The 26,873-nt window shown below is 64.4% G+C and carries 22 protein-coding genes; 11 read left to right on the top strand and 11 right to left on the bottom strand.

The window, feature by feature from the left end:
* Positions 1-3: 3 nt before the first annotated feature.
* The 6 genes from E4K64_RS02555 to E4K64_RS02530 form a co-directional block, all read right to left on the bottom strand.
* Positions 4-1,122 carry a cobalamin-independent methionine synthase II family protein gene (locus E4K64_RS02555; RefSeq protein ID WP_135162006.1) on the bottom strand — a complete coding sequence of 373 codons (1,119 nt, stop codon included), beginning with the start codon at positions 1,120-1,122 and terminating at the stop codon, positions 4-6.
* Between the two features lie 76 nt (positions 1,123-1,198).
* A complete protein-coding gene (locus tag E4K64_RS02550; protein WP_135162005.1) occupies positions 1,199-1,915 on the bottom strand; it encodes an ABC transporter ATP-binding protein in 717 nt (238 codons plus the stop codon).
* Positions 1,908-2,663 (bottom strand): ABC transporter ATP-binding protein, encoded by a 756-nt coding sequence (locus tag E4K64_RS02545; protein ID WP_126255757.1) that lies wholly within the window; start codon positions 2,661-2,663, stop codon positions 1,908-1,910. The genes E4K64_RS02550 and E4K64_RS02545 overlap by 8 nt, the downstream gene beginning before the upstream one ends.
* Entirely contained in the window at positions 2,660-3,688 is a 1,029-nt protein-coding gene (locus E4K64_RS02540) for a branched-chain amino acid ABC transporter permease (RefSeq protein ID WP_135162004.1), read from the bottom strand. Before E4K64_RS02540 ends, E4K64_RS02545 begins: the two co-directional genes overlap by 4 nt.
* An 8-nt stretch (positions 3,689-3,696) precedes the next feature.
* On the bottom strand, positions 3,697-4,566 hold the full coding sequence (locus E4K64_RS02535) for a branched-chain amino acid ABC transporter permease (RefSeq protein ID WP_135162003.1): 870 nt from the start codon (positions 4,564-4,566) through the stop codon (positions 3,697-3,699).
* A 166-nt stretch (positions 4,567-4,732) separates the two neighbouring features.
* Positions 4,733-5,911 (bottom strand): ABC transporter substrate-binding protein, encoded by a 1,179-nt coding sequence (locus E4K64_RS02530; RefSeq protein WP_135162002.1) that lies wholly within the window; start codon positions 5,909-5,911, stop codon positions 4,733-4,735.
* A 573-nt stretch (positions 5,912-6,484) separates the two neighbouring features.
* On the opposite strand from E4K64_RS02530, the gene E4K64_RS02525 reads away from it, so the two are divergent.
* Positions 6,485-6,775 carry a hypothetical protein gene (locus E4K64_RS02525; RefSeq protein ID WP_209311929.1) on the top strand — a complete coding sequence of 97 codons (291 nt, stop codon included), beginning with the start codon at positions 6,485-6,487 and terminating at the stop codon, positions 6,773-6,775.
* Positions 6,776-6,838: 63 nt separating this feature from the next.
* On the opposite strand, the gene purU is transcribed toward E4K64_RS02525, so the two are convergent.
* Positions 6,839-7,702, bottom strand: coding sequence for a formyltetrahydrofolate deformylase (gene purU, locus E4K64_RS02520; RefSeq protein WP_126255753.1), 864 nt, complete (start codon positions 7,700-7,702; stop codon positions 6,839-6,841).
* 170 nt (positions 7,703-7,872) lie between these two features.
* On the opposite strand from purU, the gene E4K64_RS02515 reads away from it, so the two are divergent.
* The gene (locus E4K64_RS02515) at positions 7,873-8,712 is read left to right on the top strand and encodes a uroporphyrinogen-III synthase (RefSeq protein ID WP_135162001.1); all 840 of its coding nucleotides are present in this window, start codon (positions 7,873-7,875) and stop codon (positions 8,710-8,712) included.
* Positions 8,713-8,729: 17 nt separating this feature from the next.
* Here E4K64_RS02515 and E4K64_RS02510 read toward each other — a convergent pair whose 3' ends face one another.
* On the bottom strand, positions 8,730-9,410 hold the full coding sequence (locus E4K64_RS02510) for a redoxin domain-containing protein (protein ID WP_135162000.1): 681 nt from the start codon (positions 9,408-9,410) through the stop codon (positions 8,730-8,732).
* 21 nt (positions 9,411-9,431) lie between these two features.
* Positions 9,432-12,749, bottom strand: coding sequence for an adenylate/guanylate cyclase domain-containing protein (locus tag E4K64_RS02505; RefSeq protein WP_135161999.1), 3,318 nt, complete (start codon positions 12,747-12,749; stop codon positions 9,432-9,434).
* 291 nt (positions 12,750-13,040) lie between these two features.
* Between E4K64_RS02505 and E4K64_RS02500 the strand changes: the two genes are divergently transcribed.
* Positions 13,041-14,303 carry an MFS transporter gene (locus E4K64_RS02500; RefSeq protein WP_135161998.1) on the top strand — a complete coding sequence of 421 codons (1,263 nt, stop codon included), beginning with the start codon at positions 13,041-13,043 and terminating at the stop codon, positions 14,301-14,303.
* A gap of 7 nt (positions 14,304-14,310) precedes the next feature.
* On the opposite strand, the gene E4K64_RS02495 is transcribed toward E4K64_RS02500, so the two are convergent.
* Positions 14,311-14,985 (bottom strand): Crp/Fnr family transcriptional regulator, encoded by a 675-nt coding sequence (locus E4K64_RS02495; protein WP_126255748.1) that lies wholly within the window; start codon positions 14,983-14,985, stop codon positions 14,311-14,313.
* 334 nt (positions 14,986-15,319) lie between these two features.
* Here E4K64_RS02495 and E4K64_RS02490 point away from each other — a divergent pair, with 334 nt between their 5' ends.
* From E4K64_RS02490 to E4K64_RS02465, 6 genes are all read left to right on the top strand, one after another.
* On the top strand, positions 15,320-16,141 hold the full coding sequence (locus E4K64_RS02490; RefSeq protein WP_135161997.1) for an ABC transporter ATP-binding protein: 822 nt from the start codon (positions 15,320-15,322) through the stop codon (positions 16,139-16,141).
* Positions 16,138-18,069, top strand: coding sequence for a long-chain fatty acid--CoA ligase (locus E4K64_RS02485; protein WP_135161996.1), 1,932 nt, complete (start codon positions 16,138-16,140; stop codon positions 18,067-18,069). Before E4K64_RS02490 ends, E4K64_RS02485 begins: the two co-directional genes overlap by 4 nt.
* Before the next feature lie 286 nt (positions 18,070-18,355).
* A complete protein-coding gene (locus tag E4K64_RS02480; protein WP_135161995.1) occupies positions 18,356-19,249 on the top strand; it encodes a branched-chain amino acid ABC transporter permease in 894 nt (297 codons plus the stop codon).
* Between the two features lie 2 nt (positions 19,250-19,251).
* Positions 19,252-20,325 (top strand): branched-chain amino acid ABC transporter permease, encoded by a 1,074-nt coding sequence (locus E4K64_RS02475; RefSeq protein WP_135161994.1) that lies wholly within the window; start codon positions 19,252-19,254, stop codon positions 20,323-20,325.
* Positions 20,326-20,369: 44 nt separating this feature from the next.
* Entirely contained in the window at positions 20,370-21,653 is a 1,284-nt protein-coding gene (locus tag E4K64_RS02470) for an ABC transporter substrate-binding protein (RefSeq protein ID WP_135161993.1), read from the top strand.
* A 145-nt stretch (positions 21,654-21,798) separates the two neighbouring features.
* A complete protein-coding gene (locus E4K64_RS02465; RefSeq protein WP_135161992.1) occupies positions 21,799-22,638 on the top strand; it encodes an ABC transporter ATP-binding protein in 840 nt (279 codons plus the stop codon).
* 60 nt (positions 22,639-22,698) lie between these two features.
* Here E4K64_RS02465 and E4K64_RS02460 read toward each other — a convergent pair whose 3' ends face one another.
* Positions 22,699-23,853, bottom strand: a complete 1,155-nt coding sequence (locus tag E4K64_RS02460; protein ID WP_167771765.1) for an AGE family epimerase/isomerase — start codon at positions 23,851-23,853, stop codon at positions 22,699-22,701.
* An 86-nt stretch (positions 23,854-23,939) separates the two neighbouring features.
* Here E4K64_RS02460 and E4K64_RS02455 point away from each other — a divergent pair, with 86 nt between their 5' ends.
* Both E4K64_RS02455 and E4K64_RS02450 read left to right on the top strand, forming a co-directional pair.
* Positions 23,940-25,163: a phenylacetate--CoA ligase family protein gene (locus E4K64_RS02455; RefSeq protein ID WP_135161990.1), complete on the top strand. Its 1,224-nt coding sequence runs from the start codon at positions 23,940-23,942 to the stop codon at positions 25,161-25,163.
* A gap of 324 nt (positions 25,164-25,487) precedes the next feature.
* On the top strand, positions 25,488-26,864 hold the full coding sequence (locus tag E4K64_RS02450; protein ID WP_126255739.1) for a GHMP family kinase ATP-binding protein: 1,377 nt from the start codon (positions 25,488-25,490) through the stop codon (positions 26,862-26,864).
* Positions 26,865-26,873: the final 9 nt, after the last annotated feature.

Below are 26,873 nucleotides of genomic sequence, written 5' to 3'. Positions count from 1 at the left end.
GGCTTATTGGCCCCACACTTCCTTCGCGATCTCGACCGCGAGGCTGAGCTTGGCCCATTGCTCTTCCTCGGAGAGGATGTTGCCCTCTTCCGTCGAAGCGAAACCGCATTGCGGGGAGAGCGCGAGCTGCTCCAGCGGCGCGAACTTGGCGGCTTCCTCCAGGCGGCGCTTGATGTCGTCCTTCTTCTCGAGCTCACCGAACTTCGAGGTGATGACGCCGACCACGACGACCTTGTTGCCCTTGGGCAGGAAGCGCAGCGGCTCGAAGCCGCCGGCACGGTCAGAGTCGTATTCCAGGAAGTAGCCGTCGTAATTGGTGCCGGCGAGCATGGTTTCGGCAACGGGCTCGTAGCCGCCCGAAGAAATCCAGGTCGAGCGGAAATTGCCGCGGCAGACATGGGTCGTCACCACCATGTCGGCGGGCTTCTCGGCCAGCGCGTAGTTGATGATGCGCGCATAGATCTGCTGGAGACCATCCGGATTGTCGCCGCGCTCGCGCGCCTTCTGCAATTCGTCCTGCGAGCAGAGATAGGCCCACACGGTGTCGTCGAACTGGAGATAACGGCAGCCGGCGTCATAGAACGCCTTCACCGCCTTGCGATAGGTCCTGCCGAGGTCCTCGTAGAAGGCCTCGAGATCGGGATAGACGTCCTTGGAGATCGACTTGCGGCCGCCGCGGAAGTGCAGCACAGCGGGCGACGGTATCGTCATCTTGGCGGTGACGTGGGCCTGGTCGGCGATCTTCTTCAGGAAGCGGAAGTGATCCAGCATCGGGTGATCGGCGGGAAAGTCGAGCTTGCCGATGACGCGCACCGCGTCGTGACGGGTCTGCACGCCCGCGAACTGGATGCCGGTGTCGGGGTGGAACAGCTCGCAGCCGGTGAGCTTGGCCAGGAAGTCGAAATGCCACCAGGAGCGGCGGAATTCGCCGTCGGTCGCGAGCTTGAGCCCGATCGAGGCCTGCTTGTGCACGACCTTCTCGATCTCCATGTCCTCGATCTTGCGCAGATCGTCGGCCGAGATCTCGCCCTTCTCGAGCCGGGTGCGGGCTTCCTTGATCTTGGCCGGACGCAGGAGGCTACCGACCTCGTCGGCACGGAAGGGGGCTCTGGTTCGCTGCATTCTTGTTTCTCCCGAAATTTCAGTCGGCGCTCGTTGTACTGCCTCTCCCCGCAAGCGGGGAGAGGCGAAGAAAAAGTCAGTGGGCCACCGCCCCAGCGACGCCGAGGTGCCGCTCCAAGACCGAAGGGTCGGCCTTCAGCGCGGCGCTCGGGGCGTCGTGGACGATCGTTCCGCGCTCCAATATCACAACGCGGTCGGCCAGCCCCAGAATCTTTTGGGCATTCTGCTCGACGATGATCGAGCAGATGCCGCCCGCTCGGGTGATGGTCCCGATCGCCTTCAGGAGCTCCTCGACGATGATGGGGGCAAGGCCCTCGGTCGGCTCGTCCAGCAGCAGCACTTTCGGGTTGAGCGTGAGCGCGCGCCCGATCGCCAGCATCTGCTGCTCGCCGCCGGAGAGCTGATTGCCAAAGTTGGTCCGCCGCTCCTTCAGCCGCGGGAACATCTCGTACACCTTCTCGACCGTCCAGGGGCCCGGCTGGGCCACCGCGGTCATGTTCTCCTCGACCGTGAGCGAGCGGAAGATGTTGCGCTCCTGCGGCACCCAGCCGATGCCGGCGCGCGCGCGCTGGTCGGGCCGCAAGCTGGTGACGTCGGTGCCGGCGAGCACGATCGAGCCGGAGAAGCGGCGGGTGACGCCGACGACGGAGTTGATCAGCGTGGTCTTGCCGGTGCCATTGCGGCCAAGCAGCGCCAGTACCTGCCCCTCGGCGAGGCGCAATGACATGTTGGGCAGCACCACCGCTTCGCCATAACCCGCGCGTAGGGAATCGATCGCGAGCAGGTCAGACATTGACCGCCTCCTCGCCGAGATAGACCGCCTTTACTTGCGGATCGCGCGCGACCTGCTCGGGCGGGCCTTCGGTCAGCAGCGCGCCGGAGACCAGCACCGAGATGCGGTCGGCAAAGGAGAAGACGAGGTCCATGTCGTGCTCGATCAAGAGCACGGTGACGTCGCGCGGCAGCGCGCCGACCACGGCGAGGATGTCGTGGCGCTCGCTCTCAGGGACGCCCGCGGCAGGCTCGTCGAGCAGCAGCACGCGCGGCTTGGCCGCGATCGCGACCGCGATCTCGAGCAGACGCTGCTTGCCGTAAGGCAGCGTCACGGTCTGCTCGTTCATGACGTCGAGCAGGTGGAAGCGGGTCAGGAGATCGGCGATCTCGCCATTGACGTCGCTGCGCGTGCCCATCCGCCGCCACCAGTCTCCGCCGTGGCCGAGACGCTCGGAGACGGCAAGACCGATGGTCTCGAGCGGGGTGAGATCGGGATAGAGCTGGTTGATCTGGAAGGTGCGCGACAAGCCGAGCAGCACGCGCTTGTGCACGGGCAGATCGGTGATGTCCTGGCCTTCGAGCAGGATGCGACCCGAGTTCGGCTTCAGCACGCCGGTGAGCTGGTTGATCACCGTGGTCTTGCCGGCGCCATTCGGACCGATCAGCGCGTGGCGGGCCCCCTGCTCGACCCTAAGCGAGAGATCGCGGGTGACGCGCAGGCCGCCGAACTGCTTTTCGAGCTTCTGAGTTTCGAGCGCGATGGTCATGCCTCGCTCTCCGGTACGGCGACGATCCCCTTACGGCCTGCGACCTGTCTGATGACCAGGTTCGGCACATACAGCACCCAGCGATGCAGGCGCTGCCGGCCGACCAGCACGATCACGACCAGCACGAGGCCGATCCAGAACTGCCAGTATTGGGGGGTGATCGTGGAGAACAATTCCTGGAGCATGCGGAAGATCACCGCACCAATCAGCCCACCATAGAGATAGCCGGTGCCGCCGATGACGAGCACCAGCATCAGATCGGCCGAGCGCTCGAAGGCGAAGACGTCGAGCGAGGCGATCGCGGTGGTCTGGGTGAACAGCGCGCCCGCGATGCCGGCATAGAACGCAGCCAGCGTGTAGATGGCGATCAGGCGGCGGTTGACGGGAATGCCGATCGCCGCAGCCCGCAGCGGGTTGTTCTTGATCGCGCGCAGCGACAGGCCGAATGGCGAATGCACGACGCGGCGGGCGAACAGGAACAGGAGGAACAGCACCGCCAGCGAATAGAAGAAACCGGCCTTGCCGAACATGTCGAACGGAACCTGGCCGAAGATCGGCTGCATCTCGATGCCTTGCAGGCCGTCGGTACCGCCGGTGATGTTGGAGAAGCGCTCGGCGAGCGCTTCCAGCAGCAGTGCGATGCCGAGTGTCACCATCAGGCGCGTGAGGTCGACGCCGCGGATCACCAGGAAGCTGGTGGCGAAGCCAAGCACCATCGCGGCCAGGCCTGAGACGATCAGCGCGAGCACGGGCTCGTTGACGATACCGTGAAGCGCGAGAAGTCCTGCGGCATAGGCGCCGACGCCGAAGAAGGCAGCGTGGCCGAGCGAGACGATGCCGGCATAGCCAAGGATGAGATCGAGCGACATCGTGAACAGCGCCAGGCGCAGGATGTCGGTCATGATCAGATAGCGCGAGGGAAAGGCGAAGCCGCAGGCCAGCACGATCAGCCAGAAGGCGATTTCGCCGTAGTGCCAGCGCGCCTGGCGCTGTGCGTGATAACCGACGTCGGAAGCAGCGTTCATCGGCGAACTCAACGCGCGGCCGTGCGGCCGAACAGGCCGTTCGGGCGCCAGATCAGGATCACGATCATCATGGTGTAGATCACGAAGGGGCCCATCTTCGGCACGTAATATTTGCCGGCGACGTCGCCGATGCCGAGCAGGAGCGAGGCCAGGAATGGGCCTGTTATGGAGGAGGAGCCGCCGACGGTGACCACGATCAGGAAGTAGATCATGAACTTCAGCGGGAAGTACGGATCGAGGCCGAGGATCTCGGCGCTAAGCGCACCGCCGAGGCCGGCGAGGCCGCAACCAAAGGCAAAGGTAAAGGCGAACACCTGCGGCACGTTGATGCCGAGGCCGCTCGCGGCACGGGGATCGTCGACGGCGGCGCGCAGGCGGCTGCCGAAGCGGGTCTTGGCCAGCACCATCTGCAGAGCGATGGTGAGCAGGCCGCAAATCACGATGATCATCAGCCGGTAGCGGCCGATGCCGACGCCGAACAGGTCGAACTGGCCCTGGAGCGCGGCCGGCAGATTGATGAAGACGCGCGATGAGCCCTGGATGTAGTCGACGGCTGCAACCGACATGAAGGTCAGGCCGATGGTGAACAGCACCTGGTCGAGATGGCTGCGCGTATAGAGGTGGCGGTAGAGCGTCCGTTCGAGCACAATGCCGATCGCGGCCGAGGAGACGAAGGCGAGCGGCAGTGCGGCGAAGAACGGCCAGCCCATCCGGTTGACCAGGACCATGCAGACATAGCCGCCAGCCATGGCGAAGGCGCCATGGGCGAGATTGACGAAGTTCATCAGGCCGAGCGTGACCGCAAGCCCGCAGGCGAGCACGAACAGCAGCATGCCGTAGGCAACGCCATCGAACAGGTTGGTGAGGATTGCGGTCATCGTCTCAGCTTGGAGTTATCGTCATGGCCGGGCTCGTCCCGGCCATCCACGTTCTTGTCTGGGCTTTGCGTGGATGCCCGGGACAAGCCCGGGCATGACGCAGAAAGTGGCTCGCGAGATCCCGGGTTCGCGCTAAGCGCGCCCCGGGAGGACGCGCTTTCGCGCGTCACTTCTTGGTCTTGCCGAGATCCTTGACCGCCTCGAAGGTCGCGAACTCGACATTGTAGAGCTCGCCGTCGACCTTCTCGACCTTGCGGATGTAGATGTTCTGCACGATGTCGCGGGTTTCGGGGTCGATCGAGATCGGACCGCGCGGGCTTTCCCACTTCTGGCCCTTCATGGCTTCGACCAGCTTGGTGCCGTCGGTGTCGCCGCCCGTCTTCTTCAGCGCTTCGTAGATCAGGTGGATGCCGTCATAGCCGCCCACCGCCATGAAGCCCGGACGATTGCCGTACGCCTTCTTGTAGGCGGCGACGAAATCCTTGTTCATCTGCGAGGGATGCGCCGCGGAATAGAGATGCGCGGTGACCGTGCCGAGCACGGCGTCGCCCATGTTGTTGAGCAGGTCGTCGTCGGTGACGTCGCCCGGCCCGATCACCTTGATGCCGGCCTTGTCGAGGCCACGCTCGGCATATTGCTTCATGAAGTTGCCGCCCTGGCCGGCCGGCACGAACACGAAGATCGCGTCGGGCTTGGCGTCCTTCATGCGCTGCAGGAACGGCGCGAAGTCGGGGTTCTGCAGGGGAACCTTGACCTCTTCAACCACCTCGCCGCCGCCCGCAGTAAAATTCTGCTTGAAGAAGTTCAGCGCGTCATTGCCCGGCGCGTAGTCCGAGGTCAGGGTCGCCACCTTCTTGATGCCGTTCTTCACCGCCCAGTCGCCGATGATGGTCGAGGACTGTGCCAGCGTGAAGCTGGTGCGCACGATATAGGGCGAGCGCTCGGTGATGATCGAGGTGCCGGCCGCCATCACGATTTCCGGGATCTTGGCTTGCGTCGCCAGCGGCGCGGCCGCGAGTGCGGCGGGCGTCACACCGAAGCCGGCGATGAAGTTGACCTTGTCGTTGACGATCAGCTCCTGCGCGGCGGTCTTGGTCTTGTCCGGGATCGCGGCATCGTCCTTGAGGATGATCTCGATCTTCTTGCCGGCGACGGTGTCGCCCTTCTGCTGCATGTAGAGCTTGATCGCGTTCTCGATCTGCTTGCCGGTCGAGGCCTGGCCGCCCGTCATCGGCAGGATCAGGCCGATCTTGACGCTGTCCTCGGCCTTGGCCGGCGCGATGGCCGCGAGGCTTGCGATGGCGGCCGCTACGGCAGTCCGCGAAAAAATCTTGCGTTCGAACATCAAATGTCCCTCCCCTTCATTCCTGCGTTCTTGTGAGCCGGACCGAGTGCCCGGTCCTTGCCGCTCTTCACTTGCGGACAAGCCATGCCGTGCGGCCACATGGCGTCCTCTGCAACCCCGTTGTCAATCGGACGTTGGGCGACCATTCGGCGCAAGCCGCGTGATCCGCCTCAACGGCGGCGGGAGATTTGTACGATTGTACAAAGAAAATGGTCCTGTCAACGAAAAAGCCCCTGACCGGATGGCGATGGCTCGTTGACGCGCCACTCTAAGGAGGCCGCACGATGCAGTGGATGGAGGATTCCGCCTCTCACTTGCAGAATCGGGACATCCACGGCTGCGCGGTGAAGCCCCTCGTCACGCCGACCCAAGCCACCTGAACGAAAGCACGTAATGTATACCGTATCAGCTCAAACGGGCGCTTCAAGACCGAAGTTTGCGTATTATAATACCTATCATGTATACATCCTCGCCCACCGCTGAATAGGCCAATTTTACTGGTTGAGAGCTATGGTTCGCCGCTGACGCCATCCGGCGCTCCTCATCCAGGCCCGATCGGGCACGACCCTAAAGATGTCCATGCGCACCCGTCCGCTTTCGATCGCCGCAGTCGCCCTGCTCGCTTCCAGCCTTGCAGGCTGCGGCACGGTCAACGAGAAGCTCTCCGCCGGCATGGGCGACTACGTCCCGCAATGGGCCGGCGGCCTGCCGGCCGATGCCCCGCCGCGACCGGGCACACCGCAATACGACGCCTACATGAAGGAACGCGAACGCAAGCGGCTGCTGCCGGCCGCGGACCGCGAGAAGGAAGAGCAGGCGCAGAAGGGCGCGACGGGGACGACATCGGGGAGCCCGGTGCGCTAGCGGAGCGAATGGCGAATAGGGAGTGGCGAATATACTCCTCTTCCATTCGCCACTCGCCATTCGCTAATCCACGAACACCACGGTCTTGCGGCCGTTGAGGATGACGCGATCGTCGAGATGGTAGCGGATCGCGCGGGCCAGCACGCGGCGCTCGATGTCCCGACCCTTGCGAACCAGATCTTCCGGCGTGTCGCGATGACTGATGCGCTCGACGTCCTGGTCGATGATCGGGCCTTCGTCGAGATCGCGCGTGACGTAATGCGCGGTGGCGCCGATCAGTTTGACGCCGCGCTCATGGGCCTGGTGATAGGGCTTTGCGCCCTTGAAGCCCGGCAGGAACGAGTGGTGGATGTTGATGCAGCGGCCCGAAAGCTTGGCCGACAGATCATCCGACAGGATCTGCATGTAGCGGGCGAGTACGACGAGATCGGTCTTCGTCTTGCCGACGAGGTCCATGATCTGCGCTTCCTGCTCGCGCTTGGTCTCCTTGGTCACCGGCAGGTGGTGGAACGGAATGCCGCCGAAATCGAGCCCGGCATAGACCTCCCGCGGATGGTTGGAGACGATCGCAGTCAGCGTCATCGGCAACTCGCCGGTGCGCCAGCGATAGAGGATGTCGACCAGGCAGTGGTCGGACTTCGACACCAGCAGCATCACCTTGCGATGCGCGGCGCGGTCGCGCATCTGCCATTCCATGCCGAAACGCTCGGCGATCGCGGCAAAGCCGGTCTGCAGCGCCGACAGTTCCACGGCAAGATCGGCCGCGGTGAACACCACCCGCATGAAGAACTTCTTGGTCTCGATGTCGTCGAACTGCTGGGCGTCGAGAATGTTCTGTCCATTGTGGGCGAGGAACGTCGATACCGCCGAGACGATGCCGGGCCGATCCGGACAGGACAAGGTCAGGACATATTGATGATCGGGCATGTTGATGAACGGGCTTGGCTCTTGATGAAGGTTTGTGCAGCGGAACGACCCGCGATCTGCGCCCTGCTCTAGCACCGACCCCGCCCGTGCGCCAATCCCGAGACTTGCTTCAGCATAATGCGCGGAGTCAGGATGAACGGACGATTGCGAATTACCACCGGAGAATCCCCATGGCCGACCGCCTGAACGGCTATCGCATCCTGATCCTGGAAACGCGCGAGGAGGCGCAGTTTTCCAAGCTGCTGGCCGAGCAAGGCGCCGAGGTCGTGCAATGCCCGATGTTCACCATCCACGATGCGCCGGACCCTGCCCCGATCGAGGCCTGGATCCGCCGCGCCATTGAGAAGCCGCTTGACGATCTCGTGCTGATGACCGGCGAAGGCCTACGGCGGATCATGAAGCTTGCCCGCGCCCGCGGGCTCGACGCTGACCTTGTCACGGCGCTCGCCAAGGCGCGGAAATTCACCCGCGGCCCAAAGCCCGGCAAGGCGTTGCGCGAGGTCGGTCTGGAGGCGCAGCAGACGACCGAGAAGCCGACCACCGAGGGCGTGATCGAGATGCTGGGCAGGCTCGACCTCAGGGGACGGCGCCTCGGACTTCAGCTCTATCCCGACAAGGATCATAGCGCGCTGACCGGCGCGCTCGCCGCGCAAGGCGCCGCGGTCGATACGGTGCTGCCCTATGTCTACGATTCCAAGGCAGCCGATGCCAACATCATCGCCGCCGTGGACGACATGGCCGCGGGACGGATCGATGCCCTCGCGCTCACCAATCTCGGCCAGGTCCGCCGCCTGATCGAGGCCGCGAAGGCGCATGGCAGCGAGGCCAAGCTGCGCGCCGGCCTCGAACAGACGCTGATTGCGTCGGTCGGCCCTGCAGTCTCCGGAGAGCTCGCCGCACATGGCTTGCGCACCGACGTTTCGCCGGCGGAGGAAGCGTACTTCATGCGACCGCTGATCTCGGCGATGGCGGCAGCGCTCGCCGAGAAACGGCCGAAGGTAGCGGGTTAATCACCACGCGACGATGCCTAGCTTGCCACCTGCGAGGCGGCCGACATCAACTCCTGAGGGCTCGGAGCCCCGAACATGCGCAGGCCGCCGTCAGGAACCTCGGTAAAGGTCCAACGCACGATTCCCTCACGATCGAGCAGGAACTGGCCGAACAGCTGGCCCTGACCGGTTGCCGCCATCCGCTGGTCGGCCTCCGTGATCTCGTAACCGTCCTTGTTGTTGAGGTACTCGGCAGCTGCCAACCGATTCATCGGCCCCGGCGTTTCGCCGGGCATATCGACCTGCATGCTCATGACGACGTCCATACCCACCTTGCGCGGCCACTCGGTCTCCTTTTCCGTGAACTCGAGATTGGGCAGACCGAACGCGCGGTGCGAGACCCGCTCGGGGTCAGACGCGGCGAGCAGATTGGGCAATGGATGATAGCGGAAGTAAAGCCGCGCGCGCTCGATCGGCGTATTCACGATCGTGAGACTTTCGACGCCCTTGTCGCGCAGGGCTGCATCGAGTTGTGCCTGTGCCGCGATATGGCGCCGACAGAACGGGCAGTGCAGCCCTCGAAACAAGCCGATCAATATCGGACTATGTCCGCGAAAATCCTGGAGCGCGATCGTTCCATCGCGTGTGATGGCATCCAGCACGATGTTCGGTGCGCGATCGCCAGGTTGAAGCGGTCCATCGGCATGAAGTTCTGACATGGTTGAACTCCTTCATATGACCTAGTCAAGAAATGGCAGTACGATCAGCCCGGCGGGATCAAGCCCGTGGCGGGCGCAGACATCATGGGCCAGCGCGAAATATCGGTCGGCCTCGGGCATGTCGCCTCGATCAAGGCTCAGCGTCGCGAGACCATCATAGCATGGAAAGAGCTGCTGCGGTTCGCCGGTTTCGTTCGCCACCTCGATTGCTTCATTGTAGCAGAGGGCGGCCAGATCGGGGCGGAAATGGCATTGATGGATCTGCCCAAGCACAATCAAGGGCACGGAGAGATGCTCGCGCTGATCGAGCGCACGGTCGATTTCGATTGCCCTTTCGGCAGCCGGCACTCCTTCCTCGGTACATCTGTCCGTAAAGGTGCAGCAGGCAACGGCAAAATTGGCAAGCAGACGCGCCTGGAACCCGAGATCCCCGATCCGACGTGCGACATCGAGTCCACGTCGGCAGACCTCCACGGCTTTCGCCGGGTCAACGATCGTGTAGAGCACGCCGAGATTGGTGTAGCCGCGGCACGCTACGTTAAGGAGCCCGGCCGCTTCGGCGGTCGCGACACTTTGCTCCACCTCACGGACCGCCTCCTCGTGTCGTCCAAGCCGCGCCAGCGCAACCCCCTTGGTGTTGAGGGCCTCGGCAATGGCCCGTGCCGCCTCAAGCCCGGCCTGCTCGTCCCCGCCCGCCGGTACCGAGCGTGCATAGCCGAGCGCCTCGTCTGCCCATTTTGCGGCGGCCACGTGATCGCCCGTCCGAAACGCGAGACGGCCGCGCTCCTGCAAGAGATGCGCCCACTCGATGGGCGCGTCGGTCCCTCCAAGCAATTTGGCCGCCTCGGCGTAATGCGTCTCTGCCTTGATCCGCTTGCCGGCGTCCCACAACAATCGGCCAAGCTTGCGAACAATCCGCGCTTCGCCGATCCGGTCCTGCCCGGCGCGATGACCCTCCAACGCGCTCTGATAGTGCTCCTCGGCCGTGTTCCGGCGGCCAGCCGCACCACAGAGGTCCGCAATCCGCTCATACAGGACCAGACGTTCCGGCTCCAGTTCGCCGCCGGTCAACAGCACGGCGAGGGCCTGTTGGTAGAGACGGATGGCATCGTCATTGGCATAGCTGGCGCGTGCGCGATCGCCGGCCGCGCGCAGATAACGCGCGCCCTTCGACTTGCTCGCGCTCAGACTGAAGTGATGTCCGAGCAGTATGAGATCTTCGAGGCGCTCGGGCTCGTTGCCATAGAGCCTCTCGAGCGCTCCACCAATCCGTCCATGAAGCTCGATCCGGCGCTGTAGAAGCAGGTTTTGATAGATCACGTCCTGAAGCATGGTTTGCGTGAAGCGGTAGATCCGCAGCGAAATCGAGTTCGAGCCCGCGACCTCCTCGATGATCTCCGCGTCGCACAGACGTTCCAGCCCTGCTTCAACCCCAGCCGGCTCGGTTGCCGCCGCACCGAGAGCCGCCGCATCAAAACGCGGGCCGATCACCGCGGCCTCCTGTGCCAACCGGCGTACCTGAGGCGGCAACCGGTCGAGGCGCGCCAGCAACAACGCCTGAATGCTTGCCGGAATATCGGCGGCGGCTTCATCCGACGTCATCCGCCACTGCGCGCCGTCGCGCTCCAGCGTGCCGGCTTCGATGAGGCCCCGTATGATCTCCTCGAGAAAAAGCGGATTGCCGCCGGCGCGGTCGAGGATTCGGCTGAACAGGCGTCCAGGTGGGTCACGCCAAACGCGACTGAAGTAGGCCGCGAGCAGCCTCTGTCCCTCGGCGTCGTCGAGCGGGGGCAGCCGAAGGGTTGTGTGACTGATCTTGCTCGAACCGAACTGGTCCAATTCCAGCATCGGCCGATGCGTAAACAGCAGCATCAGCCGCGTCCGCTCCATTCTGTCCATCAGGAACCGCAACGCTTCGAGGGATACCGCATCCGCCCAATGCAGATCCTCGACGATGATCAGCAGCGGCGACAGTGCCAGGCGGCGTTCGAAGACGGTGCGGATCGCGAAGAATATCTGCCGGCGGAGCTGTTCGGGCTCGACATGCCTGAGCACGGCGTTGGGGTCGCCGAGGCCGAGTACGTGCAGGTAGAGGGGCATCAGTCGGTCGGCCTCGTCAGTCGCGAGGCCGAGCTCCGACAGCGCTTCGGCGACCTTCGCCTCCGCCTCTGCGGCGCCAGCCTTCTGCGCGATGCCGTAGGCGCTGCGCAACACGGCGGCGAGTGTGCCGTAGGATTGTTCGCCCAGCGGCGAGCACGCCACCCGCCGAATCGCCACGCGTGCAAATCGATCCTCGTCGCGGATACGGGCGGCGAATTCGCTGACCAGGCGCGTTTTCCCGATGCCGGCTTCACCGACCAGCCGCACCAGTTGAGCTGCGCCGCCGCATGCGAGATCAAGACAGCCGATGATGCGCGCAAGCTCGGCGTCGCGCCCGATCAACGGCGCATTGAGGCCCAGCGCGTCGAGGCCACGTGCCGCACGGGGCGTGTCGAGCGGCTCCTTCAGGCGGTGCACCAGCACGCTGCCCATCTTGCCCTTGAGCGAGACCTCGCCAAGCGAGTCATAGGAGAACGCATGCCGCGTCAGACGGTGGGTCAATGGCCCGACCAGCACCTCGCCCGGAGCCGCCATCGACTGTAGCCGCTGGGCGGTATTCACTGTATCGCCGGTCACCGAATAGGATTTGGCAACGCCCACACCGAGCCCGCCCGCGACGACGTGCCCGGTGTTGATGCCGACATGGAGCAGCAGCGGCGAACCTGCATACGCCTTCGCGCGTTCGCTGAGACGCGCTGTCCGGCCGATCATGTCGAGGGCAGCGCGGACCGCCCGCTCCGGGTCGTCCTCGTGCGCTGCCGGGGCACCAAACAGAGCAAGCAGCGCATCGCCGATGAATTTGTCCACGAAACCGCCAAAGCTTTGCACCGCGGCCGTCAACTCTTCGAACAGCTCGTTTTGAAGCGTCTGCATGACCTCGGGGTCGAGCCGCTCGCTCATCGCGGTGAAGCCGCTGAGGTCGGCAAACAGCACGGTGATGGTACGGCGGTTCGCCTCGCTGTCGATCTTGTCCGACTGAAATCCAAATGCGACCTGAGCCGCATCCGCTGGCACGAGCGGCGGAGAGGACGGCCGGATCGGAAGCGTCGTCTGGCTCGTCGGCGCCTGCCCGCCGCCCGGGGGGACCTCGGAGACGAAGGCGCCGCATTTCGGGCAATAGGCGAAATCCGGTGCGCATGGAAAGCCGCAGCCAGGGCACGGGTTCGGCTGCTTCGTGCCGCACTTCGGACAGAAGGCAAAGCCGCTCTGGACCTCGAAACCACAGCGAGAGCAGTTCATGGGTCAAGACCTCGCGGAAGCCGCGACGGCGCGATCTACCGGACCTGCCGAATGGGCCCAGGATGCTGACCAGAATGGGCTTTGCGCGCCGGAAGAGCAAGCGGGCTAATCTACCTCTCCGTATCGGCTGGCAGCGAAGCAATGCTGCGGGCGCACCGGCTCACCGCACGTCGTCTGCAAACATGGCGGCATGCGGTGGCGCCAATTGACAGGGGCATCGCCGGGGTTACCCTGCCGAACAGAAGAACAAAAACAAGGGCAGGGAATCGCCGTGAAACCCGTCATCGCATCTTGAGCACATCCGCACGACCTTCCGCGCTCGCGCCGTTCCGCATTCGCAACTATCGCTTTCAATGGCCGTCGGATCTGCTCACCTCCTGGGCGTTCGAGGTCGAGACGCTGGTGCTCGGCTGGTACATCCTGGTCGAGACCGGCTCGGTGTTGCTGCTCACCGTGCTTGCCTCGCTCCAGTTCGTCGGAACGTTGGTCGCGCCGGTGTTCGGCATGATCGGCGATCGCATGGGCCACCGCGATCTCCTGGTCGTGATGCGTCTTGCTTATACGGTGCTGTCGTCAACCATCATGGTCCTGGCACTGACCGGTCATCTGTCGCCGCTGAGCGTCATGATCATCGTCGCGATCATGGGCCTGATTCGTCCCTCCGATCTCGGCGTCCGGGGCGCGCTGCTCGCCGAGATCATGCCGGCCGAGCAGCTGGTAGGCGCCATCAGCGTTGCACGCACTACCCAGGACAGCGCGCGCATCGCCGGCGCGCTGACCGGCGCCGGGCTGTTCGCCGTCCTCGGCATCGGCCTCGTCTATGTGGCGATCGCCTGCCTCTATCTGGCGGCCGCGCTTCTCATGCTCTGCCTGACCCGGCCCAAGAGAACCGTCATCACGAGCGATCTTCCGGTCAACAGCCACGCGGTGTCGCGACTGCTGGGCGACCTCAAGGAAGGAATCGTCTACGCGTGGAACGGCCCGGGAATGCGCGCGGCGCTGTGCGTCGCCTTCCTGGCCAATCTCACCGCATTTCCCTTCACTGGCGGCCTGTTGCCCTACATCGCCCGCGAGATCTTTCATACCGACCAGACCGGCCTCGGTTATCTCTCGGCGAGCTTCGCAATCGGCTCGCTGATCGGCTCCGTCACGCTCAGCCTGGTCAGTGGCGTCCGCATTGCCCGGCTTCTGATCGGCGCGACGCTGGCCTGGTACGCCATGCTGCTGGTATTCGTCGAAATCAGGACCATGCCGGTGGCGATGGCCTGCCTCGTTCTCGCCGGTATCGCCCAGAGCATGTCGATGATCTCGGCAGCCGTGATCCTGATGCGGACGGCCAGTGCGCACCTGCGCGGCCGCGTGATGGGCGTGCGCATGATGGTGATCTACGGCCTGCCGATCGGATTGCTCGCGGCCGGCAGCATGATCGACGTCATCGGCTATTCCGCGACCGGCTCGCTCTATGCCGCCGCGGGCTTCATTACGATGCTGGCGATCGCGATCCGCTGGCGCGCCGATCTCTGGCCGGTGCACGCGCCCGCCAATGCGCGATGAGGTCGCCCTAATCCCCGTACCCGCGCAGCCGTTCGATATCGAGGATGGTGACGCCGCCATATTCGAGCCGCAGCAGTCCCTCCTTCTCCAGCCGGTTCAGCGCGCGGTTGGCATTCTGGCGGGACATGCCGGAGAGCGCGCCGATCTCCTCCTGGGTGATCTCCAGATGCGCGGTCGATTCCGGATAGAGAATCGGGTTGAACAGTGAGGCGATGCTGCGGGCGAGGCGCGCGGTCGCATCGAGGGTGCGATTGACCTCGAGCATGCCAATAAACTGGCCGAGCCGCTCGTTGAGCTGGCGCACCAGAAAGCGGTTGAAGCCGACGCTGTTCTCGAACAGCCACATGAAGGCGCTGCGTTCCATCAGCGCGACGCGGCTGTCGCGCAGCGCGACCACGTCATAGCGGCGCGGCTCGTTCTTGAGTACGCTGCCCTCGCCGAACCAGGCCCCTGCCGTCAGCCCGGCCAAGCTCGTCTCCTTGCCGTCCCGCGAGACCCCGCCCATGCGGGCAAGGCCGCGCACCATGCCGGCCCAATAGGCAAAGATATCGCCGCGCATGAACACGGTCTCGCCGGTGCCGTAGGACCGCTCCGTGATCCCGGCACGCGCGACCTCGATCTCCGCTTGCGTGAGCTCGCGCGACCAGGCGGCGACGCGCTTCAGATGATCTTCTGAAATCATGATCTCGCGGCCAGCCGCACCGTTTGGTCACTCCATCTTCTGTTGCATTGCAACATGATTATGACGACCGCACCCGACGAAAGATGAAGGCCGCTGCCGCCGGCAAACTTTGTCGCAGAATTGTCAGCCGCGAGACATTTCAAAATAGCGCTTTCCCCTATTGAGGACCACCTCGGGCGATGCGGCTTTTGATCCCAAACGGGAACGAGAGTGGCGCGGCTCCGGTCGAGACCATCTGCTGCATGGCCTCACCGGCATCACCGTACTAGGATCGCCGGACAGAACGGACGAAGAGCGCCGCTAAAAAGCGCCATCACCGGGAGGGTTTCGTTTGGTGGCTAACAGTCTTGAAGTGCGCGGCGTGTCCTTGCGATTTGGCGGCGTCCGTGCGTTGACCGATGTCAGTTTCGCCATCAAGGACGGCGAGCTGTTCTCGATCATCGGTCCCAACGGCGCCGGCAAGACTTCGATCGTGAACTGTATTTCCGGTCGCTACAAGCCGACTGAAGGCCATCTCTTCTACGGGGATCGCGACATCACCGGCTTGACGCCGAATGCCCGAGCCTCGCTCGGCATCGGCCGCACCTTCCAGAACCTGGCCCTGTTCCACCACATGAGCGTGCTCGACAACATCATGGTCGGCCGCCATCACCTCCTGAAGAACAATTTCCTGACGGGCTCGCTGTACTGGCTCACCGGCGCGCGCAAGGAAGAGCTCGAGCACCGCCGCAAGGTGGAGGAGATCATCGACTTCCTCGACCTGCAGTCGGTGCGGAAAGCCACCGCCGGCACCCTCTCCTACGGCCTGCGCAAGCGCGTGGAACTCGCCCGCGCCATGGCGCTGGAGCCTCGCCTCATCCTCCTCGACGAGCCGATGGCCGGCATGAACTTCGAGGAGAAGGAGGACATGGCCCGCTATATCGTCGACCTCAACGAGGAGTTCGGGATGACGGTGGTGATGATCGAGCACGACATGGGCGTGGTGATGGACATCTCCCATCGCATCATGGTGCTGGATTTCGGCAAAAAGATCGCCGAAGGGGACCCTGCCACGGTGCTCGCCGACCCTCACGTCAGGCGCGCCTATCTTGGCGAGGAAGACGAGGTGCTGGTCGATCCCGACGATGCACCGCCGGCGCAGGAGAGCGCCGCATGATGGATTACGCAGGCCGCGTCGCGCAGGCCGACACCTATCCCAAGATGCTCCGGCTCAACGCGAAGGAGCACGGCAACGAAATCGCATTGCGCGAGAAGGATCTCGGGCTCTGGCGTCTCTTCACCTGGAACGACTATCAGGCCCGCGTGCGCGACTTCGCGCTCGGTCTCGTCGAAATGGGCCTTGGCCGCGGCGATGTCATCGGCATCATCGGCGACAACCGGCCGGACTGGGTCGCGGCGGAAGTGGCAACCCACGCGATCGGCGGCCTCAGCCTCGGACTTTATCGCGACGTGCTCGACGAGGAGGCCTCCTATCTGCTCAACTATGGCGAGGCGCGGCTCGTCTTCGCGGAGGACGAAGAGCAGGTCGACAAGCTGCTCACCCTCGCCGAGCGCGCGCCGAAGCTGAAGCACATCATCTATTCCGATCCGCGGGGGATGCGGAAATACGACGACCCGCGCCTGATGTCGGCGGAGAAATTCGCCGAACTCGGCCGCGCGCGGGCCGCTCGCGAACCGGAGCTCTACGACCGCCTCGTGGATGCCACCAAGGGCGAGGACGTCGCCATCCTCTGCACGACGTCGGGCACCACGTCCCATCCCAAGCTCGCGATGCTCGCCGCCGGCCGGGTGCTCGGTCACTGCGCGACCTATCTTGCCTTCGATCCGAAGGGACCGGACGACGAATACGTCTCGGTGCTGCCGCTGCCATGGATCATGGAGCAGGTCTACGTGCTCGGCAAAGGCCTCTTGTGCCGGATGAAGATCAACTTTGTCGAAGAGCCCGACACCATGATGAACGATCTGCGCGAGATCGCGCCGACGTTCGTGCTCTTTGCCCCAAGGGTCTGGGAATCCATCGCCGCCGACGTCCGCGCCAAGGTGATGGACGCAACGCCTCTCAAGCAGCGCCTGTTCGACGTCGGCATGAAGAGCGGCCTCGCTGCGCTCGAACAGGGCAAGCGCTCGGGCCTTGCCGACGCCATCCTGTTCCGCGCGCTGCGCGACCGCCTCGGCTTCACCCGCCTGCGCTCGGCCGCGACCGGCGGCGCGGCGCTCGGCCCCGAGACCTTCAAGTTCTTCCAGGCGATGGGCGTGCCGCTGCGCACGCTCTACGGCCAGACCGAACTGCTCGGGGCTTATACGCTGCACCCCGAGGGCAAGGTCGATCCCGACACGACCGGCGTGCCGATGGCCGACAATGTCGAGATCCGCATCGACAATCCCGACGTCCACGGCGTCGGCGAGATCGTGGTGCGGCATCCCAACATGTTCCTAGGCTACTACAAGAACCCGGAAGCGAGCGCCGCCGACATCAAGGACGGCTGGATGTGCTCCGGCGATGCCGGCTATTTCAACGCGAACAACCAGCTCGTCGTCATCGACCGCATCAAGGATCTCGCCGAGACCTCACGCGGCGAGCGCTTCTCGCCGCAATTCATCGAGAACAAGCTGAAATTCTCGCCCTATATCGCCGAAGCCGTGGTGCTGGGCGCCGGCCGCGACGCGCTCGCGGCGATGATCTGCATCCGCTACTCCATCATCTCGAAATGGGCGGAGAAGAACCGCCTCTCCTTCACCACCTACACCGACCTCGCCTCGCGGCCCGAGGTCTATGCGCTGCTGCGGAAGGAGGTCGAGACCGTCAACGCCACGCTGCCGCCGGCCCAGCGCATCTCGCGCTTCCTGCTGCTCTACAAGGAGCTGGATGCCGACGACGGCGAGCTCACCCGCACGAGAAAGGTGCGCCGCAGCGTCATCAACGAGAAATACGCCGGCATCATCGACGCGATCTACCGCGGCGATTCCGACATCCCAGTCGACACCGTGATCCGCTTCCAGGACGGCACCACGCAGCGCGTGCGGACGACATTGCGAGTGGTGGACCTCGGCGGCCACGGGCACATGGCGGAGGCGGCCGAATGAGCCAGGTGTCCATCGCGCGCGGTGCTGCTTTTCGCCTCTCCCCGCTTGCGGGGAGAGGCCGGAGCGCGTCAGCGATCCGGGTGAGGCCCTTTACAGTCGGGGCTTGGCAAGAAGTCGTCATGCCCGGGCTTGTCCCGGGCATCCACGTTCTTCGTTCCGCGTGGCTAAGCGTAGATGGCCGGGACAAGCCCGGCCATGACGCCGTGGAGGCTTTTCCGCTCAAATTGTCAGGTCATATCGAACTGCCCCGGCCGCAGGCGGGGAGAGGCGAAGGACAGCATATCACATGAACACCGCCTTCCTCATCCAGCTCCTGGTCAACGGCCTCGTGGTCGGCACGCTGTACGGCGTGGTCGCGATGTCGTTTGTGCTGATCTACAAGGCAACGCAGGTCGTCAACTTCGCGCAAGGCGAGCTGCTGCTGGTCGGCGCCTGGGTGTGCTGGGCGCTGCTGGCGAAGTACCAGGTGCCGTTCTGGATCGGCATGCCGATGACGCTGGTATTCATGTTCGTGTTCGGCATCGCGGTGCAGGTCCTCATCCTGCGGCCGATGATCGGCGAGCCCATCATCTCGGTGATCATGGTGACGATCGGTCTCTCCACCGTGCTGCAGGCGACGCTGAAATGGATCTTCGGCGTCAATCCGCAGCCGTTCCCGCGCGTGTTCGAAAGCCAGTCCGTCAGCCTGTTCGGACTGCAGATCCAGACCGTCTATGCCATGAGCCTGGTGGTCTCGGTCGCCATGATGATCGGCATGGCCTGGTTCTTCCGCGCTTCGAAATACGGCCTGGCCATGCGCGCCACCGCGTTCAACCAGCAGGTCGCCCAGTCGCTCGGCATTTCCGTCAAGAGCGTGTTCGCGATGGCCTGGGCGATCTCAGCGACGGTCTCGGCGGTCGCGGGTGTCGTCGTCGCGGTCGTGAACGGCGTGTCCTCGGGCCTTGCCGCCTACGGCATCAAGGTATTTCCGGCGGCAATCCTCGGCGGGCTCGACTCCGTCGGCGGCGCCGTGCTCGGCGGCATCATCATCGGGCTGCTCGAGAACGTCGCGCAATATGTCGACAGCGAATACCTGCACTGGGGCAATCTCTACGAGATCGCGCCGTTCTACGTCCTCATCATCGTGCTGATGATCAAGCCCTACGGGTTGTTCGGCACCCACGACATCGAACGGATCTGACCATGGCCGGCCCTGCCCTCATTCCTGCTGGTGATTTCCGCACCTCTTACGCGGCGGACACCACGATCTTCCCGACCACCACCAGCCGCAACTTCGCCATCGCGGGCGTAGCGCTGCTGTGCCTCGCGCCGCAATTCTTCAGCGGATACTGGCTCAGCATCCTGATCCAGATCGGCATCTTCTCGATCGCCGCGCTCGGCCTCAACATCCTGGTCGGCTTCACCGGCCAGATCTCGATCGGGCACGCCGCCTTCTTCCTGCTCGGCGCTTTCACCTCGGCCTACATCTCCAACAACGCGCCGATCCCCGTGTTCTTCGCCATTCCGCTCGCCGGCATCGTCACCGCGCTGGTCGGCCTGATCTTCGGCATCCCAGCGGCACGGCTGAAGGGCCTCTATCTCGTCATCGCGACGCTGGCCGCGCAATACATCCTGCTCGACTTCTTCTCCCGCGCCGAATGGTTCTCCGGCGGATCGGTGCCGGCGAGCGCGGAGCCGTTCTCGATCTTCGGCTACACGCTACGGGGCGACAGGCAGTATTTCTACGTCGTGCTGGCCTATGTGCTCGTCAGCTACATCCTCGTCACCAATCTGATGCGCACGCGGGACGGCCGCGCGCTGGTGGCGATCCGCGACCATTATCTCTCCGCCGAGATCATGGGCATCAACCTGACGAAGTACCGCACGCTGTCGTTCGGGCTCGCCGCCTTCTTCGCCGGCATCGCCGGCGCGCTCTACGCGCACTACCAGCTCGTGGTGTCGCAGGAAGGTTTCGGCATCGAGCGCTCGATCCTGTTCCTCGCCATGATCATCATCGGCGGCACCGGCTCGGTCATGGGCACGCTGATGGGCACCGCCTTCGTGGTGCTGCTGCCGGAATTCATGGAATTCATCAGCCTGTCCCTGAAGGGCGGCGCCATCGACAAGGCGCTGTCACTCAACACCAACATCACCTTCCTGCGCGAAATCGCGATCGGGGCAATCATCATCGCGTTCCTGATGTTCGAGCCCGACGGCCTCGCGCATCGCTGGCGGCAGATCAAGGCGTACTGGAAACTCTATCCGTTCTCGCATTGAGCGCGGGCAACTTCACTTAAACAATAAACAGGAGGAACCGACCCATGACGATGAAGTCACTTTTGAGCACCGCATCGCTCGCGCTCGCGATCGCCGCATTTTCGGCCGGCGCGCAGGCGCAGATCGCGATCGGACACCTCGCCGACTATTCCGGCGGCACCTCCGACGTCGGCACGCCCTTTGGCCAGGCCGTCGCCGACACCTTCGCCTGGGTCAACAAGAACGGCGGCGTCGGCGGCAAGCAGCTCAACCTCGACACCAACGACTATGGCTACCAGGTGCCGCGCGCGATCGCGCTCTACAAGAAGTGGTCGGCGCCGGACGGCAAGGTGGCCGCGATTATGGGTTGGGGCACCGCCGACACCGAGGCGCTGACCGGCTTCCTCGCTCAGGACAAGATCCCCGACATGTCCGCCTCCTATGCCGCCGCACTCACCGATCCCGAAGGCGTCAGCGGCAAGGCCAAGCCCGCGCCCTACAATTTCTTCTATGGCCCGAGCTACTCGGACGCGCTGCGCGCGATGCTGATGTGGGCCGCCGAGGACTGGAAGGCAAAGGGCAAGTCCGGCAAGCCGAAATTCGTGCACATGGGTGCCAACCATCCCTACCCGAACGCGCCGAAGGCCGCCGGTGAAGCGATGGCGCAGGAGCTCGGCTTCGAGGTGCTGCCGCCGCTGGTGTTCGCACTCGCGCCGGGTGACTACAGCGCGCAATGCCTGAGCCTGAAATCCTCGGGCGCCAATTACGCCTATCTCGGCAATACCGCTGCTTCGAACATCTCGGTGATGAAGGCCTGCAAGACCGCCGGCGTCGAAATCCAGTTCCTCGGCAATGTCTGGGGCATGGACGAGAATGCCGCGAAGACCGCGGGCGACGCCGCCAACGGCGTGATCTTCCCGTTGCGCACCGCAGTGAGCTGGGGCGGCGATGCGCCCGGCATGAAGACGGTGATGGAAATCTCCAAGATGTCCGACCCGACCGGCAAGGTCTATCGCCCGGTGCACTACATCGCGGCCGTCTGCTCGTCGCTCTACATGAAGGAGGCGATCGAGTGGGCCGCCAAGAACGGCGGCGCCACCGGCGAGAACGTCGCCAAGGGCTTCCACCAGAAGAAGGATTGGGTGCCGGCCGGGATGGAAGGCGTCTGCAATGCCTCGACCTGGACCGACAAGGACCATCGCGGCACGCTGAAGGTCGATCTCTATCGCACCAAGATCTCGGGCGCGACCGACGGCGACCTCAACGATCTCATGGCCAAGGGCACGATCAAGCTCGAGAAGGTCAAGACCGTCGAGTTGCCACGCAAGCCGGAATTGCTGGGCTGGTGAGCCGAGCATTTGCCGAGCCCAGAACTGTCATCCCCCGCGAAGGCGAGGGATCCAGTACGCCGCGGCCTTTCGGGGAACGTCAGGCGTCTCTGGAATACTGGGTCACCCGCCTTCGCGGGTGACGACACCGAGAAAGTAGCTGATCATGAGTGAAACGGCCCAGATCGAGCGTCCCTCCCCGAGCATCGTATCCGCGCCTCCCCTGCTCGCCGTGCGCAACATCGAGGTCGTCTATGACGACGTCATTCTGGTGCTGCGCGGCCTCAGCCTCGACGTGCCCAAGGGCGCGATCGTGGCGCTGCTGGGCGCCAACGGCGCCGGCAAGTCGACGACGCTGAAGGCGATCTCGGGGCTGCTCAAGACCGAGGACGGCGAAGTCACCCGCGGCGAGATCCTGTTCGAGGGCGAGCGCATCAACGGCATCGATCCCGACAAGATCGTCCGCCGCGGCATCTTCCAGGTGATGGAGGGCCGGCGCATCGTCGCCGACATGACGTCGCTGGAGAACCTCAAGCTCGGCGCCTTCACCCGCAGGGACCGCGAGGTCGATTCCGACCTCGACATGGTCTTCAACTATTTCCCGCGCCTGAAGGAGCGCACCGGCCTTGCCGGCTATCTCTCAGGCGGCGAGCAGCAGATGCTCGCGATCGGCCGCGCACTGATGGCGCGCCCGAAGATGATCCTGATGGACGAGCCCTCGATGGGCCTGTCGCCGCTGCTGGTGAAAGAGGTGTTCTCGATCATCCAGAAGATCAACCGCGACCTCGGCGTCACCATCCTCCTGGTGGAGCAGAACGCACGCGCCGCTCTGTCGGTGGCGAGCCACGGCTATATCATGGAGCAGGGCAAGGTCGTGCTTGACGGCAGCGCCGACGAATTGCGCGACAACGAGGACGTCAAGGAATTCTATCTTGGCGGCGCCGGCGACCAGCGCAAGAGCTTCAAGAACCTCAAGAGCTTCAAGCGGCGCAAGCGCTGGCTATAGCGTTTTCAAGCGAAGTGGGAACTGGTTCGCGTGAAGAAAACGCGTCAAAACAAGATGGCTCTAACCCAACACCTGCTCCGCTTCCGCGACTGCGCAGAGAACATGATAGAACGACGACGCGGGAATGATGTCGATCAGCGATTTGCCGTCGCGATCGAACTGGTCGTACCAGCCGCCCCTCACGGGATGGCTGAGATAATGCCGTTCGAGCCGCACCAGCGCGGCGCGCGCTTCCTCGGCCGCGCCCGCCTCGCCGGATTCCGCCTGCGCGATCCACGCCTTCGCGATCTCGGTCTGCGGCCAAAGCCGGCGGGTGCTGCGGCGAATGTTGCCGATGTCGTCCCCCTCGTCGATCAGGCAGCCCGTGGCCTCGTCGCGATAGCGCATCGCGGTCGCCAGCAGCTCAGCGCGCCGCTGCCCGGTGGGGCAGCCCGTGATGCGCTCGAACCCCTTCAGGAGCCAGACCCATTCCGCCTGATGGCCCGGCTCGACGCTGACCGGCTCGATCTTCGACCAGTCCTCCTCGAAATACTCCGTCAGGATGCACTTTTGCTTGTCGTACAGATTGGCCAGGAACAGCGCGAAGAATTCGCCGGCGCGGTTCTGGAACGACAGATCGTGGGTCGCGTCGAAACAGGCGATCATCGCCTCGAACAGATGCATGTGCGGGTTCTGCCGGCGCGGCAACGAGACCGGAAGGCCTTCGTGCACGCCCCCATGTGGCGAACGGAGATGGCCGTCGAGGAAAGCGAGCAGCGCATCGATCTCGGCGCGAACCTGCGCATCCTGGTCGAGCGCGTAGACGGTCGCGAGAGCAAACAGGATGAAGGCGTGGTCGTAGGCATCGCGCCGGCCGTCCAGCACCGTCCCCTCCGGCGTCAGCCGATGCACAAAGCCGGGCCGGCCGTCGGGCGCCTTGGCTTTGGCCAGCAGATGTTCCAGTCCCTTCAGCGCGACCGCGCGCCCCTCAGGATACCAGCCCATCTGCGCCGCCTTGGCGTAGCAATAGATCTGGCGGGCCTGAACGAACACGCGCCGCGGCGCAGCCGCATCCGCAGAACCGTCGCGGTACAGCCGGTCGATGAAGCCGCCCGTGGCCTGATCCCAGCCGACCGTCGACCACAGCGGCAGCGCCTCGTCGACCATGCGGCGCTTCAGGCGCGCGACGACATCCGCAGCCTCATTCGCCGCCGCAATGCTTCCCATGTCCGACATCGGGTCCTCTCCAGGCCTCACCAATGGCGGTCTGATACCCATGCCGGTGGCGGCGCGCAACGGATGCCAACACGGAAAGAACAGCCATGACCGCCCATTACGACGCCCGCGAGACGCGGGAGCCGGCAGCCCGCGAGGCCGATCTGTTCTCCCGCCTGCCGGAGGTGCTGCGAGCCGCGATGGCCGCCCCGGCCTACGCCGAGCGGCTGAGGGGTCTTGATCCCGCCACCGTGGCCTCCAGGACCGCGCTGGCGGGCCTGCCGGTGCTGCGCAAGTCGGAACTGCCCGCTTTGCACAAGGCTTCTGCGCCCTTCGGAGGCTTCGTGGCGGCGGTCCCCGGCTCATTTGCCCGCCTCTTCACCTCCCCGGGCCCGATCTTCGAGCCGGAGGGACGGCAGGCCGATCCCTGGCGCGGCGCAAGGGCCCTGTTCGCGGCCGGGTTCCGGCCCGATGACATCGTCCTCAACACCTTCAGCTACCATCTCACCCCCGGCGGCTTCATCTTCGACGCGTCGGCGCGTGCGCTCGGCTGCGCCGTGATCCCGGCGGGCCCCGGCAATACCGAGCAGCAATTCGAGCTGATCGAGGCCTACCGCCCGGTTGGCTACAGCGGCACGCCGGACTTCCTCAAGATATTGCTCGATGCGGCGGCGAGCTCGGGCCGCGACGTCTCCTCGATCAAGCGTGCACTGGTTTCGGGGGCCGCGTTCCCGCCGTCGCTCCAGGCCGAGATCAAGGCGCGCGGCATCGACGCCTACCAGGCCTTTGGCACCGCCGATCTCGGCCTCATCGCGTTCGAGACCGGGGCGCGCGAGGGCATGGTCGTGAACGAGGATCTGATCCTGGAGATCGTCAAGCCCGGCACCGGCGATCCCGTGGCGCCCGGCGACGTCGGCGAGATCGTGGTGACGTCGCTCGACCCGCATCATCCCTGGATCCGCCTTGCGCTCGGAGACCTCACCGCCGCTCTACCGGGTCCAAGCAAATGCGGGCGCACCAATATGCGCATCAAAGGCTGGATGGGCCGCGCCGACCAGACCACGAAGGTCAAGGGCATGTTCGTGCGTCCCGAGCAGATCGCCGAGATCGGCAAGCGTCATTCCTCGCTCGGAAGACTACGCCTCGTGGTCACACGGCAGGGCGAGACCGACGCGATGACATTGAGAGCGGAAACGGCGACCGCGAGCGAGGCGCTACGCGAAGAGATCGCCGGAACTCTGCGCGCCGTGACCAAGCTCGGTGGCGCCGTCGAGCTGGTCAACCCCGGCGCACTGCCGAATGACGGCAAGGTGATCGCGGACGAACGCTGACTTCAAGTGACGTCGAGTCGCGGATGCGTGAAGCGCATCCCTTCGCAGCCGAGATCCACTCGCCGTCGCGCAGAAGCCATGCGTGATGCCCGTACTTATCCCCGAGCTGCCTCCAGTCGCGACCATCTCGTTTGGCCCGTTACGAAGGCCTTCTCCAAGGGCCCCGGCCCATGTAAATCGGCTACGGCCCGGCCAAAGTGCTTGCACCCGCCATTCTGGCGCGAGTCCGGCGTGGCCTAGAAACCTTGCATCGTCGCTGCCGCTCCCGTATTACCAACCTTGCTACGATATGGCCGGAATCGGCCCTTTCTGGACCCCCAAAACGTGCTTGAACGAACCCTCGTCACCATCGCCGAGACCGAAACCATTGAGGAAGCCTTCCGGCGCCTGAATGCCAACATGCTCGGCATCCTGTTTGCGCAGGATGCGAGCGGACGAATCGTCGGCGCGGTGACGGACGGCGACATCCGCAGGCGCATGCTGACCGGCACCACGATCCAGGACCGGGTCGCAACCTGCATCAACCGCAACTTCGTCTGGGCCCGGACCGGCGGTCCGCGCGAGCAGATCCTCAAATTACTCGACCAGCGCGTGCACGTGGTACCGATCCTCGATGGCGAAGGACGGCTCGTCGACGTGTTCAGCCGCGAGCTGTTCAACCTGTCCGAAGAAAGCGAAGTGTTCGCGCGCGCCCGCTCGCCGGTGCGGATCAGTTTCTCCGGCGGAGGCACCGACCTGACGCACTATTTCGTGGCCAATGACGGCGGCGCGGTCATCAACGCCACGATCAAGATGTACGCTCACGCGACGCTGCGACGACGGAACGATTCCAGCATCCGGATCTATTCGCACGATTTTCGTCGCACGATCGAGGCCGACAATCTCGCAGAGCTGGGAACAGACGGAGATCTTGCGCTGATCAAGTCCGTCGTGCGCCTGATCAAGCCGGCTTACGGGTTCGAGCTCGAAGTCTCCGCCGACTTCCCGGTCGGCTCCGGCCTCGGCGGCTCGGCGGTGGTCACCTCCGCCATCATCGGCTGCTTCAACGAATTCCGCGGCGACCAGTGGGACCGCCACGAGATCGCGGAGATGGCATTCCAGGCCGAACGGCTGATGCTCAACATTCCCGGCGGCTGGCAGGATCAGTACGCCACCGTGTTCGGCGGCTTCAATCACATGGAGTTCTTCTCCGACCAGAACACCATCGTGCCGCTGCGGCTCGATCCCAACATCATCGCCGAGCTCGAGGAGAGCCTGGTGCTCTGCTACACCGGCTCCGGCCGCGATTCCGGCGACATCCATCGCGACCAGAAGGCACAGCACGAGACCAGCGATGCCGTCGCCGCGGCCGCCAAGCAGAAGGAGGTGACGCGCGACATCCGGCGACACCTCTTGCGCGGCCAGCTCCTGGAATGCGGCCGGCTGATCGACGAGGCCTGGCACGCCAAGCGGAAGCTGAGCTCGAAGATCTCGTCGGACGCGATCGATGCGATCTACGATTTCGCCAAGCAGCATGGCGCAGTCGGCGGCAAGCTGTTGGGCGCCGGCGGCGGCGGTTATTTCCTGTTCTTCGTACGCCCATTCGAGCGCTACCAGCTGATCGCCGCGCTGGAACAACAGGGGCATAGCTGCTCGCGCATCATGTTCGAAGAGAACGGGCTGCGGACGTGGAAATCGCGTTTTCCCGCGCGATTCACCTGACTATGAGAC

It is taken from the genome of Bradyrhizobium frederickii (genome assembly GCF_004570865.1).
GTDB lineage: Bacteria > Pseudomonadota > Alphaproteobacteria > Rhizobiales > Xanthobacteraceae > Bradyrhizobium > Bradyrhizobium frederickii.
Note: the sequence above shows the minus strand (reverse complement) of the source record. Positions and strands in the feature narration are given on the sequence as shown.